This is a genomic window from Candidatus Babela massiliensis (assembly GCF_000513475.1).
GTDB classification, from domain to species: domain Bacteria; phylum Babelota; class Babeliae; order Babelales; family Babelaceae; genus Babela; species Babela massiliensis.
In genome coordinates this window covers 906437-920033 of record NC_023003.1, presented here as the reverse complement: position 1 = coordinate 920033, position 13597 = coordinate 906437, and the positions used below count along the sequence as shown (strand labels likewise).

The 13597-nt window shown below is 25.2% G+C and carries 9 protein-coding genes; 6 read left to right on the top strand and 3 right to left on the bottom strand.

What is annotated here, in order from left to right; genetic code table 11:
* Positions 1–13: 13 nt before the first annotated feature.
* From recD2 to BABL1_RS04115, 5 genes are all read left to right on the top strand, one after another.
* Positions 14–2212, top strand: a complete 2199-nt coding sequence (gene recD2 / locus BABL1_RS04135; RefSeq protein ID WP_023792784.1) for an SF1B family DNA helicase RecD2 — start codon at positions 14–16, stop codon at positions 2210–2212.
* 177 nt (positions 2213–2389) lie between these two features.
* On the top strand, positions 2390–2746 hold the full coding sequence (locus BABL1_RS04130; protein WP_023792782.1) for a hypothetical protein: 357 nt from the start codon (positions 2390–2392) through the stop codon (positions 2744–2746).
* Positions 2747–2871: 125 nt separating this feature from the next.
* Positions 2872–3822 (top strand): ABC transporter ATP-binding protein, encoded by a 951-nt coding sequence (locus BABL1_RS04125; protein ID WP_023792779.1) that lies wholly within the window; start codon positions 2872–2874, stop codon positions 3820–3822.
* Position 3823: 1 nt separating this feature from the next.
* On the top strand, positions 3824–4603 hold the full coding sequence (locus BABL1_RS04120) for an ABC transporter permease (RefSeq protein ID WP_023792776.1): 780 nt from the start codon (positions 3824–3826) through the stop codon (positions 4601–4603).
* A 115-nt stretch (positions 4604–4718) separates the two neighbouring features.
* The gene (locus tag BABL1_RS04115; RefSeq protein ID WP_023792774.1) at positions 4719–6278 is read left to right on the top strand and encodes an ATP-binding protein; all 1560 of its coding nucleotides are present in this window, start codon (positions 4719–4721) and stop codon (positions 6276–6278) included.
* Positions 6279–6339: 61 nt separating this feature from the next.
* On the opposite strand, the gene BABL1_RS04110 is transcribed toward BABL1_RS04115, so the two are convergent.
* Entirely contained in the window at positions 6340–7212 is an 873-nt protein-coding gene (locus tag BABL1_RS04110; RefSeq protein ID WP_023792771.1) for a small-conductance mechanosensitive channel, read from the bottom strand.
* A gap of 364 nt (positions 7213–7576) precedes the next feature.
* On the opposite strand from BABL1_RS04110, the gene BABL1_RS04105 reads away from it, so the two are divergent.
* Positions 7577–9145, top strand: coding sequence for an ATP-binding protein (locus BABL1_RS04105; RefSeq protein ID WP_023792768.1), 1569 nt, complete (start codon positions 7577–7579; stop codon positions 9143–9145).
* Between the two features lie 111 nt (positions 9146–9256).
* Here BABL1_RS04105 and BABL1_RS04100 read toward each other — a convergent pair whose 3' ends face one another.
* Both BABL1_RS04100 and BABL1_RS04095 read right to left on the bottom strand, forming a co-directional pair.
* The gene (locus BABL1_RS04100; protein ID WP_023792766.1) at positions 9257–12886 is read right to left on the bottom strand and encodes a mechanosensitive ion channel domain-containing protein; all 3630 of its coding nucleotides are present in this window, start codon (positions 12884–12886) and stop codon (positions 9257–9259) included.
* On the bottom strand, positions 12870–13490 hold the full coding sequence (locus BABL1_RS04095) for a hypothetical protein (protein WP_023792763.1): 621 nt from the start codon (positions 13488–13490) through the stop codon (positions 12870–12872). The genes BABL1_RS04100 and BABL1_RS04095 overlap by 17 nt, the downstream gene beginning before the upstream one ends.
* Positions 13491–13597 lie beyond the last annotated feature (107 nt).

Here is a 13597-nt window from a genome sequence, read left to right as displayed (position 1 = left end):
TTAAATTCTCATAATGCAAAATTTAGATCAAATAACAGGAACGGTAGAACGCTTTTTATTTCAGGATAATGAAAGTGGATTTACTATTTTTGTAATTCAAAATAAACAAACTCAAATTACAGTCAGTGGTTATACCCCTAACATAAAAATAGGTCAAGAAGTAAAAATCACTGGCTCCTTTATAGTACATCCTAAATTCGGCAAGCAATTCAAAGCACAAGAATGTATAAGTACTATGCCAAATAGTTTATCAGGCATAAAAAAATATTTAGGATCAGGGATTATAAAGGGTATAGGGCCCGCTTATGCTGATAAATTAGTAAATTACTTTGGACAAAACATTTTAGAAGTAATCGACAAAAATCCAACTAGATTGCAAGAAGTTAATGGAATCGGCCCTAAAAAAATAGAAAAAATCGTATCAGCCTGGCAAGAACAAAAAGAAATTGCTAACATTATAGTTTTTTTGCAAGAAAAAAATATTTCTTGTAATATTGCCGTCAAAATATATAAAAAGTATAAACAAGAAGCAATTGCCATATTAAGTGACAATCCTTATAGATTAGCCGATGAAATTTGGGGCATAGGTTTTAAAACAGCTGATGAAATTGCTCAAAAATTAGGATTCGATTTACTAAGAAAAGAAAGAATCGCGGCAGGAATAAATTATACTATAACTACAGCAACTCAACAGGGTCATCTTTATATAGAAATAGAAGAACTCAAAGAGAAAACTATTACTTTATTAAATCTTGAGCATATAGATAATAATCAAGAAAATATTAAACAAATTCTTAAACAAGCATTTTATTATTTATACGAAAAAGACAAGATAAAAGTTATTAATTACAATAATCAAAATTTAATTACTTTATCTCAATATTTTTTTACTGAAAAAAACGTATCTGATAAGATTAAGAATATAATTAATTATAAATCTAAATTAAATTTTGATATAGACAAAATATACCAAAAATTGAGAACAAGTAATGAAAGTTCAAAAAATAATATAGAATTAAATGAACAACAACAATTAGGTATAATGGGTTCCTTTAAAAACAAAGTAACCGTCATAACCGGAGGTCCAGGAACCGGAAAAACCACCCTAATTAAAAAATTACTTGAATTATTAGAATCAGAAAACGTTAATTATAAATTAGCAGCACCTACCGGTAGAGCTACTAAACGCATGATAGAAGGCACAGGGCGGTATGCAACCACTATTCATAGGTTGCTTGATTTTGATGTAAGTATAATGAATTTCAAACATAATGAAAATAATACTTTAAACTTAGACTTTTTAATTATTGATGAAGCATCTATGATAGATATATTTTTGGCAAATGCTATATTAAAGGCTATACCATATAACGCTCATATCGTATTTATTGGAGATGTCGATCAGTTACCTTCAGTAGGACCAGGAAACGTTCTTAATGATCTAATTTCAAGTCAAAAAATAGCAGTAACTAGATTAACTCAAATATTTAGACAAGCACAAGATAGCTTAATAGTTATTAATGCTCATAAAATAAATAATGGTCAATATCCAGTAAGTAATATAGAAAACTCAAAGAATGACTTTATTTTTATAAAAGAAGAAGATCCTGAGAATATCACTAGTCACCTTAAAAAAATCCTATTCATAACTTTAAAAAAATATAATATAGCCATTGATGATTCTATAGTCTTGACGCCAATGAATAGAGGAACTATAGGCACCTACTCATTAAACAGTATATTGCAAGAAATGTTAAATCCTAATAATACTATAACTACCCCTGGGGCTCATAAATTTAAAGTTAATGATAAAGTTATGCAAATTAGAAATAATTACGATAAAAAAGTTTATAATGGTGACATTGGCAAAATAGAAGCTATAGATCTTGAAGAAAGGCAAATAAAAGTTAATTTTTCAGATAATATAGTTTTATATGAATTTGAAGAACTAGATGAGCTTGTACTTGCTTATTCAATATCTATTCACAAAAGCCAAGGGTCTGAGTACTCCTGTGTAATTGTGCCTATATTTACGCAACACTTTATGCTTCTTCAAAAAAATCTAATCTATACAGCTCTAACACGAGCAAAAAAATTATGTATATTTATAGGACAAACTAAAGCTCTTGCTATTGCTTTGAAAAATAATAAGACTATAAAAAGAGTAACTTTATTGAAAGAATTGTTAACAGACGATTTACAAATCGATTAACTTTTTTTTAAACTGATAAATAATTATTAACATTTTCCTTACACCAATAGTAGAATTTTTAAAATTATTTTTAAAAATATTTTATTCTTGCAATAAAATCAATTTTTTTAATATAATGTAATAAAGTAAGAAAATAATAAAATTAAAGAAAAATATGAGTTAAAAAAGGAGAGGATAATGGTAAAAAATCCAAGAGAAAATGGCGTGCATCAAAGAACAACTGAAAATGGTTTGGCTCATGACGAAGAAATAAGAGCTAATATGAGAGCAAATAGAGAAACTAATCCACAAAGCAGTCAAGCTTCTCATCAATTAGCTACAATAAGTAATGAAGAAGTAAAAGGTTTAGGGTTATTAGGGGCAGGATCACTATTATTTGTTTATACTTTAGGATTCTTTCCAGCATTAAATTGGGTGGTCATGGCTGCTGCAGTAGCTCTTGCATTTTATGGTGCACGTTCTGCTCATGTATGGGATAGAATCTCTCAAGGGTATGAATACTTAAAAAGTTTATGGGATAAAAACGTAAAGTAGTATAATAAATTAAAAAGAAGTGTGATATCACACTTCTTTTTAATTTAGATAACAAAACTACCCAAAGCTTTAAATATAATATAAAATAGATATAGTAACGTTTTATATTAAAGTACATTAAAATTATGATATCTACAGTATTATCTGTTCAAAATCTTACAAAAAAATTCTCTCAAAAAAAATATTTTTGGCAGTTTTATAAAAATAACCAGTATAAAACAATTGTTGATAATATCTCTTTTGATCTAAAGGAAGGCGAAATAATAGGCTTGATTGGTCCTAATGGAGCAGGTAAAACAACAGTAATACAAATGCTTTTAAGTATATTAACACCTACCTCAGGAAATATTAAGTATTTTTCAAAAGAATTCACCAAATCAAGATCAAAAATATTAAAATATATATCATTTGCAAGTAATTATATTAACTTACCTCATAAGTTAACTATTGAAGAAAGCATGAATATATACTTAAAATTATATGATGCAAATACTGAAATGAAAACTCAAAAATTAGATGAATACTTAAAGATATTTAATTTGTTTAATTATAAAGAAAAGAAAATAGGAATACTTTCATCGGGACAGATATTGAAACTTATGATAATTAAAGCCTTTATAACCGATCCTAAAATAGTTCTACTTGATGAACCTACTGCGGCTTTAGACCCGGATTCGGCACAACTTGTTAGAAACTTTATATTGCAAAAACAAAGTCAAGAGAATATATCTATAATATTAACATCACATAATATGGAAGAAATATCTCAGATGTGCCAAAGAGTATTAGTTCTTAAAAAAGGTAAAATAATAGCAAATGAATCTCCGGAAAATTTAATCAATGCTCAAGATTTAAATGTAAGCCTAATAAAAGATAATATAGAAAATACAAAAAAAATAGAAGAGATAGCTTTAAAAAATAATTTTGATTATCAAATAAAGAATCAACAAATAATGTTGAAAGTAAAAAAATCGAAACTAAATCAAGTTATAAACGACTTAGAAAGATTTAATATAACTTACTGTGATTTAAATATAAATAAACCCTCTTTAAACGATTATTTTTTATCTTTATAATATGAATTTTAATAGAATCTATGCAATAATATTGCGTTATTTATACGCTGAACCTATCCTAAATAGGATATTTAAAATATCTTATTGGAATATTTTAAATATAGTAATTTGGGGAACTACAAGTAAATGGATACAAACACAGACTAATAACCCTGAGCTAGGCCTAATTATATTAACAGGACTTGCATTTTGGCAAATAGTCTTTCGTGTTAATATAGAAACTGCTAAAAATCTTTCTCAAGAACTAAATGACAAAAACTTAGTTAATCTATTTTCTTCCCCATTAAATTTATCAGAGTGGATCTGTGCAATATCGATATTAAATTTAATCGAAACTATTTTAGTAATTTTAATTGGCTCCATTTTAATAAAAATAACTTATTCAATTAATATAATGAAATTAGGTTGGATAGTTATTCCATCTACTATTTTACTTTGGATATCTGGATTATTTATCGGATTTTTAATTTGCTCAATATTAATAAGAGCAGGTAAAAGAGTACAAGACTTAATATATTCTTTAGGTTATATTTTTGCTCCATTTAGCGCTATATATTATCCTGCTTACATGATGCCTGAATGGGTAAAGTATATATCAATATTTCTACCAACTACCTATGTTTTTGAAAATATAAGATATATTATAAGCAATGGTCAATCAAATTTTAATCTAATTATTAAAAGCTTAATGTTAAATATTATATATTTAACATTATCTATTATCATCTTTAATTTTATGTTTAAAAGCAGTAAAGCTCGGGGTCTTTTAAGTTTAGAATGAAAAACCACATAAAGTAATATAATAAAGTTAATTAGTAGTTTTGTTTTTAATCTTGTAAAATAATGATAGTATAAATAACATTATTAAATTTTTATTTTATGTTTTTGAGAAATCTATGTTAAAGAAATTACCTATAGACGTTAGTTCTTTTGAAATTATGATTAAAGATAATTATTTATATATTGATAAGACTCAATATATTTACAATATCTTTATAGAGGGTAGTAGGTTTTATTTTTTATCTCGTCCTCGACGCTTTGGTAAATCTCTTTTAGTATCAACTTTAAAAGAATTATTTTCAGGCAATAAAGAACTTTTTAAAGGGCTATGGATATATAATAGTAATTACGAATGGCACGAATATCCGGTTATTCATTTAGACTTGTCTCAAATTCCTCATCTAACTGCTCAAGAATTAAGAAAAAATCTTAATAATGAATTAAATATAATTGCTACAAATTACAATATTAACTTAAAATATAATGATACTCCAGAATCTTCTTTAAAAGAACTAATTGCAAATTTATCTAAAATAAATAAAGTAGTAATATTAATAGACGAATATGATAAACCTATACTTGATCATATTAATAATATAGAAGAAGCTGAAAGACAAAGAGAGATCTTAAGAAGTTTTTATGGTATCATTAAAGGTCAAGATGCTAATTTAAGAACAGTTCTTTTAACTGGAGTAACTAGATTTGCAAGAACTTCTATATTCTCAGGTCTTAATAACCTAAATGATATTACCCTTAAACCTGAAGCTGCTCAATTACTTGGTTATACTCAAGATGAGTTACTTAAATATTTTACACCCTATATTGAAAACTTTGCTAATAAGTTAAATATATCAAATCAAGATTTATTATCAGATCTTAAAAAATATTATAATGGTTATAGATTTTCTAAGTTAGATTTAAAAGTTTATAATCCATTTTCAGTTCTTTATAGTCTAAATGATCAAGAAATTATAAATTACTGGTTTAAATCTGGAACTCCTACTTTTTTAATTCATTTAGTTTCAAATCAATATTACTCTTTAGAAACTTTAAATCAAGTTGAACTTAGCATAAATAATCTAGATAACTTTGATATAGAAGATATAGAACTTGTAACTCTGTTATTTCAAACCGGTTATTTAACTATTTCTGATTATAATCAAGTAACTCATAAAGTTAAATTAAACTTTCCTAATTATGAAGTAGAATATTCATTTACTAACTTTTTGGTTAAAGCTTTATCAAAAGTAAGTCAAAATAAATTAAGTCTGTTAAGCTCTCAATTAATAAAAGCCTTAGAAAATAATAATATTCCTGAATTCTGCTGCAAATTAGAAATACTTTTTTCAAGTATTCCTTATTCAATAATAGCAGCGGAAAAAGAAAGTTATTACCATGCACTATTACAATTCTTATTCAGTTTACTTTCTTTAGAATCTCAATCAGAGATTTTAACAAACAATGGAAGAATAGATTTAGCTCTTGAGACCAAAGAGTATATTTATATCTTTGAATTTAAGCTAAATAAATCAGCACAAATAGCTCTTGAACAAATAAAGGATAAAAAATATTATCATAGGTTTTTAGATAAAAATAAAAAAATAGTACTTGTTGGTCTAAATTTTATAAATAGTAAAGATACAACAGAGCTTGATTTTATAACAGAATATATTTAACTTAAGCTTTTTTATTAGTTAGAATAAGTTTTTAAGTATTAATCAGATTATCAAATTCAGATTAAAAATAGACCATTCGTTTTACCAACAATTCAGCATTACAATATCGTTTTCTTGGAATATTTAACATAAATTCTTGAGAGGAATTATTAATAAAACCAGCTCTGACTGAATTATTAACTAAGCTAATTAACGAAGGTAATCTTGAAAGAAAGGGTTTATAAAGAAAATGCATATGCTGTAAATTTCTTCTATCATACAATACTCTTCTTTGAACTAATTTAGGACATGGTCTAAAAGTTCTTTGAGAAAAAAAAGGAACAGTTTTTCCAGTATATTCAATATGCCTTCTAGTATCGCTATATAAATATTGAGGATCTCTAGTTTGTGTTCTATCTCCAGTAGAGTAAAAAGAAAAAATTTTTTTAAATATATTAGAGTTAATGTGGTCTTCAGTTAAAGCAATTACTGGACAGGCAAGTAAAATAAGCTCATCAACTTTGAATCTATAATCTCTTAACTCTTTAGCAACTTGAGCTAAATTTAAAGCAACATTACCACCATGACTATGAGCAATAATCCTAATAGGGCAGTTAAAGTGCTTAATACTCTCATAAAGCAAATAAGCTGCCTTTTCACGCGACTTAGGCAAAATTCCTCCTGACCATCCAAAAAAATAAAAATTATCTAAAGGAAATCTTTCAGGATCTGCTTGATTTAAAATATAAGCAATACGTCCGTGTAAAAATCTGTTACCTTGTTCAATAGCTGATACCAAGCCTAAAGGAAGATCAAAAGTCCTAATCAAAAAATTTACACCAGGGTATAATGTTCCGTGAAGAAATATCGTTATAGGCTTATTGTAATTAACAGAATAAGCATATTGATAAAAAATAAAATATAACGATAGGAAAATAAATAATATTTTTTTCATGATAAATATTAGATTCTATAAAAGTTAAACTTAGTTAAATTTTATAGAATCTATTGCTTAAAAATCAAGAAATTATTTCATATCATGAATAATTTCTTGATTTATTATAACTTAATATTAACAATAAAATTTTAATCACTGAAGAAGTACAATAGATCTATCTAAAGAAAACTTAAAAATTTAAATTAATAAAATTAACTTTTCGGATTTTTGTTTTACAGTTTTTAATGTAAATCATAGCATTTACTAATTAAATTTCACAGACCTTAAATTATATAAAATTAATTAATCGTTTTAATATTGTAAAGAATGTATTAATATTATAAATGATTATTAAATTATTATTTATCATTTTGAGAAACTTATGTTAAAAAAATTACCTATAGATGTCAGTTCTTTTGAAATTATGAGTAAAGATAATTATTTATATATCGATAAAACTCAAGATATTTATAATATTTTTATAGCAGGTAGTAGGTTTTATTTCTTATCACGGCCAAGAAGATTTGGCAAGTCGCTATTAGTCTCAACTTTAAAAGAACTATTTTCAGGCAAAAAAGAATTATTTAAAGATTTGTGGATATACAATAGTGATTATGATTGGCAAAATTATCCTGTTATTCATTTAGATTTTTCAGTTATTGCTCACAGATCTTCAGATCAATTGGAAAAAAATCTAATTAAGCATATTAATAATATTGCTCAACATTATAATGTTAATATTAGTCAAGATCAAAATCCAGAAGGAGCATTTTATGATCTTATTCAAGAATTATCTAAAATAAATAAAGTAGTAATTTTAATAGACGAATATGATAAACCTATACTTGATCATATTAATAACATAGAAGAAGCTGAAAAACAAAGAGAATTTTTAAGAAGTTTTTATGGCATTATTAAAGGTCAAGACGTTAATTTAAGAACAGTTCTTTTAACCGGAGTTACTAGATTTGCAAAAACCTCGATATTTTCTGGTCTTAATAATTTAAATGATATTTCTTTAAAACCAGAAGCTGCTCAATTACTTGGTTATACTCAAGATGAGTTACTAAAATATTTTACTCCATACATTGAAAATTTTGCCAAGAAGTTAAATATATCTAATCAAGATTTATTAAAAGAATTGAAAAGTTGGTACAACGGATACAGATTTTCTAAAATAGATTTAAAAGTTTATAATCCATTTTCAATACTTTATAGCTTAAATGACCAAGAAATCACAAATTATTGGTTTACATCAGGAACTCCTACTTTTTTGATCCACTTGGTTTCAAATCAATATTACTCTTTAGAAACTTTAGATCAAGTTGAACTCAACCTAAATAATCTAGATAACTTTGATATAGAAGATACAGAGCTTGTAACATTATTATTTCAAACCGGTTATTTAACTATTTCTGATTATAATCAAACAATTCATAAAGTTAAATTAAACTTTCCTAATTATGAAGTAGAATATTCATTTACTAACTTTTTGGTTAAAGCTTTATCAAAAGTAAGTCAAAATAAATTAAGTCTGTTAAGCTCTCAATTAATAAAAGCCTTAGAAAATAATAATATTCCTGAATTCTGCTGCAAATTAGAGATATTATTTTCAAGTATTCCTTATTCAATAATATCAGCGGAAAAAGAAAGTTATTACCATGCACTATTACAATTCTTATTCAGTTTACTTTCTTTAGAATCTCAATCAGAGATTTTAACAAACAATGGAAGAATAGATTTAGCTCTTGAAACCAAAGAGTATATTTATATCTTTGAATTTAAGCTAAATAAATCAGCACAAATAGCTCTTGAACAAATAAAAGATAAAAAATATTATCATAGGTTTTTAGATAAAAATAAAAAAATAGTGCTTGTTGGTCTAAATTTTATCAATAGTAAAGATAAAACTGAGCTCAATTTTATAACAGAAAACATTAATAAATGGTAAAAAGAATTGCTTAACACATAATAAAAAACAAAATTATAAATACTGAGAATTATGCTCAAAAAGTTAAACTTAGTTAAATTTTATAGAATCTATTGCTTAAAAAACAAGAAATTATTTTATATCATGAATAATTTCTGGGTTATTATCTATAAACTTTAACAAGCGAACAGGCGATGCAATTTCTATACCATTTTCCCTTAAAGTTTTAACTATAGAAAGACGTATATCAGAGGCTATTTGCCATTGTTCAAGTACTCTATCAAAACTTATATATCCTCTTACTAAAAATTGATACCCATTATCTGTAAAATTATAAAGCCAAACAATAGGAACAGGATTTTTTAATATATTAATATTATTATCAATAACTTTGAAAATTAAATTTTTCACAATTTCTGCATCTTCTTTATAGGGCACAGTGAGCAAAATATCATCAAACGCAAAATAGGTTCTTGAATAGTTCCAATTAACAACCGGTTTTGACATAACTTGGGAATTAGGAACTATAATAGTAACACTATTTTTTCTTCTTAAAATTACTGATCTTAAAGTAATATGACGAACTATACCATTAACATCATCATTAATCTTGATAAAGTCACCAATTTTAATAGGTCTTTGTATTAATATAATAAAATAACCGATCAAATCGGTAATAAGTTCTTTACCTGCAACACCAAGACCACCAAGTATTGCTAAAATATATATTATTACAGAGCCTAGACCAACACTTCTCAGACCAATTACAAAAGAAGCAATAATAATTGTATATCTCACCAAAGATATTATAGCATTTTGTATTCCTATATTTACTAAAAGTAAATCAAAAATTCTACTTAATACAAATCTATTAACAATATAAGAACCTATAATACCTCCCAAGACCCATAAGCCGACATAGGAAAAATCTAGAATACTAACAGATACATGTTTACCTGTATTAAGATCTGTATAATGATATATTTCTTTATCAAGCCAATTATATATAGTTTGAAAACCTATATTATAACCTAATATATTAGCAGCTATAATTGCGGCAAGTCCTATAAAAAATAAAAAACTCAAAATAACAAAAACCCCATATACCGTTTTAGCATGCGGAAATCGCTCTTTTATACCTTCATTGTCTGAATAGAAAAATATTGAAGTGGAAATTCTTTTAATTCTATTATGTACAGCAGAGACCACAGGTATCAAAAGTAATATAAGTAAAAACCTAGAAATAAAATAGAAGAATTGAGGGCCATATCCAAGATAAGGATTACTCATAACAATAATAAATATTAAACATACTAAAAATAGATAATAGTAGTTTTCAACTTGTTCATATATCCATTGCCAAAAACTTGTAGTACGAGGAATAAGCTTTAGGATTTGTTCTTTACTCAAGATAAATATTAAACCTATTTGAAGCGTAATAAACTGTATAGCTTGTAAAGTCATAGGAACGTCAGATTTAGAAAAAGGAGATATAATAAAAGCTTCTCTTAAAAAAAATATAAATATATTAATATATAAATCTATAGACAAAACAGTTAAAAATCGCCTTTGATATTCCTTACTAACTAAAAAATAATCTTTTTCAGTATTTTGTTTTGCAAGAAATCTAATATATTTATAAGCTAAAATAAGCCAAAATATAATAGAAAACAAGTAAAAAACTATAGAAGCATAACTGTCGATAAATTTATATCTTACTGATAAAAATCCTAATAACCATAAAAACAACCAGGATAAATTATTAACCACAAATTCAAAAGTAACTATAATAAAATTACTTATAGTATAACCTATACCATATTTAGGACTTATTAACTGAAAGAGTTTTATAAAATTACGATTATATATTTTTACAAATATAAAAGAAAATATTATGATTGCTATATTAAATAAAATTAAAGCAAATTCCGATGGATATTGCTTATAATACCTAACTAAATTGCTATAAGTTTGTTTATTAACTTTTAAGACATCCTTCCAATCCTTTTGATAAAGAAATAAGAAAAATTTATTTATATCTGGAATAAAATTCCTGAGACCTTTCCATAATATAGCTACACCAATACCCTGAGCTCTAGTTCTTAATTCTTCTATTATTATATCTATCTTTTTAATAGAAGTTTTGCGAACATTATTGATAGTATTATAAAGCTCAATCAATTGCGTAATGGATTCATTGCGTTTAGGCTCTAGATCATATCCTTCTTCTTTTAATTCATTAGTAAATTTATTATATTCGGTCTGATGATCCTTAAATACCGTATCTTTTTGATCTTTAAGCTCATTCATTCTTGACTTTATATTCTCAATAATTATGTTATTCGAATTTAAAGCACTCACTACTTCTGCTTGTCTGTCAGACGTAGTTGAAATACTTGCTTTTAAATCAGCCTTAAGTTTTTCATAATTCTTAATCTCACGAGCAATTAAATCTTCTTGAGCAAAATTAGTTAATTTACCTGTAATTAATTTGTACCAAGTATTTACTATTAAATTATCAACCTCTTTATCAGTAACTTTACTCTTTTCATTATCAATTTGAGCAACAATTTCCTCTTTACTAATATTAAGTTCGTAACTTAAATAATTAGTCAATTTACCTATTGATATTAAGTATGACCAACCCTCAATTTGATTAGGATGCAAAGACCATTCTTTAATATTATTAATATTAGATTCACTTAATTTATATTTTCTCTTGAGTTCGGTCATACGTCTCATTTGAGCATTTTTGACCAAATCTAAAGCACTGATCTTTTTTGTAGCAGATTCTTGATTTTTAGCTAATTCTTGAATTTGATTTTTAAGAGTTTCTTCAAATTTTTTTAGATCTTTTTCATCTATACATAGCTCATTTTTTACTCTTTCATATTCATCTATGATGATTTCAAGTTGTATCTTAGAAGTTCTTAGCTCAGTATCAAACAAATGTCTTTTTTGTTCTAATTCCTTTAATTTAAATTCAGCTAAATCTTTTTTATATCTAAGTAATTTTTCTTCTTCATCAAGAAGCTGTGCTTTTTGACCAACGGTAAATTTACTATCGGCTCCTTCTTCATCTGCTTTAAATTCTTTTTGTTCTTTTTTCTTCTCTTCGTACTCTTGTTTTGCTAAATTAAAATTCTTTCTAAGTTGTTCAATATCAGAAGAAACTCGTTTTATTTTTTCATCTATATTTTTAATTTTATTATCATATTGAAGTAAAATATCATTAATTTTTTGCAAATCTTCAATAGAATAAATAGATTTAGAAGCAAGCCTTAAAGATCTTGATTTAAATTCCGGATCTAATTTGAATTCTTGTAAAAGTTTTATATTATTATCTATTATATTTATTATCTGCTGATGAACATGATGAACTTCTGACAAAGTTTGAGCACTTTGATTTAAAATCATTAAGTATCTACCTGAAAATTCATCATCAAGCTCTGCCGGACTTTTAATCTTTTCTTTAAAAGAATCTATAGAACTTTTAAGAGATTCTATCTCGGGTTTTCTCAAATTATAAAGATCAATTTGATCGACTCTTCTCTTTTTTAATCCTTCTATTTCTTTATCTATTTGAGCAGAAAATGTTTTTGTTTGAGTCAACTGATCTAAATTAAATTGATCTAAATTAAACAATTTTCCTAAACTTTCTAATGACCCAAATCCATAATAAGGGAATAATAAAAATATTAGTAAAATTATATTTTTAAAACTTACTATACTTCTTAATTTCGTATTAGTTTCTATATTCATTTATATCTAACTCTTTCAAAAAGTTAATCGTTTTCAAACGATGAGAATGAGGATGCAAGTTAATACAAGATAACAACCATCGCATTAAATTAATATCTAAATTTAAATTATTTTCTATATCAATAATATTAAAATAATTTTGATCAATAAGTTTAATAAAATCTTTGTCGTAAGATAAAAAATCATCAGGATAAATACCTATCATTTTAAAAAATTTACACAAGAATATTTTTTTAACTAAACTTCTATCAAATATAATATTATATTTATAAAGATGTAAAATCAAATCAAAAACTTGAGATATATTTGCACTATAATTTATAGGTAAAAAATAATAACATAACTCAAGAACATGGTGGAAAAAATATAAATTATGAAGTTGATGGTTGGGAATATCCAAAATATCAATATTAGAAATGATGTGTTGATTATAATATTCTTTTAAATTATAAGAAATATAAGCACCATTGACTAGTCTCAGTGATAGTTTATTATATTTTAATATACAACTTATCTTACCCAATTTTGAATCAAGTATATACAGCTTATCATAAAGATTAGCCCTTAAAACTATACCATAACTTGAAAATATTATCTTTTCCATTAATGTCTTTACATATTCAAAAATTATTTTTGTTTTCTATTTTATTATAACAAATATTCAATATATTTCCAGATATCTATTAATTTAATTATAAAATAACCAATTTT

Bases quoted from the DNA above. Each gene is read 5' to 3' on its own strand.
- BABL1_RS04115 (WP_023792774.1), top strand. From the start codon at position 4,719: ATGTTAAAGAAATTACCTATAGACGTTAGTTCTTTTGAAATTATGATT.
- BABL1_RS04110 (WP_023792771.1), bottom strand. From the start codon at position 7,212: ATGAAAAAAATATTATTTATTTTCCTATCGTTATATTTTATTTTTTAT.
- BABL1_RS04130 (WP_023792782.1), top strand. From the start codon at position 2,390: ATGGTAAAAAATCCAAGAGAAAATGGCGTGCATCAAAGAACAACTGAA.
- recD2 (WP_023792784.1), top strand. From the start codon at position 14: ATGCAAAATTTAGATCAAATAACAGGAACGGTAGAACGCTTTTTATTT.
- BABL1_RS04120 (WP_023792776.1), top strand. From the start codon at position 3,824: ATGAATTTTAATAGAATCTATGCAATAATATTGCGTTATTTATACGCT.
- BABL1_RS04095 (WP_023792763.1), bottom strand. From the start codon at position 13,490: ATGGAAAAGATAATATTTTCAAGTTATGGTATAGTTTTAAGGGCTAAT.
- BABL1_RS04105 (WP_023792768.1), top strand. From the start codon at position 7,577: ATGTTAAAAAAATTACCTATAGATGTCAGTTCTTTTGAAATTATGAGT.
- BABL1_RS04100 (WP_023792766.1), bottom strand. From the start codon at position 12,886: ATGAATATAGAAACTAATACGAAATTAAGAAGTATAGTAAGTTTTAAA.
- BABL1_RS04125 (WP_023792779.1), top strand. From the start codon at position 2,872: ATGATATCTACAGTATTATCTGTTCAAAATCTTACAAAAAAATTCTCT.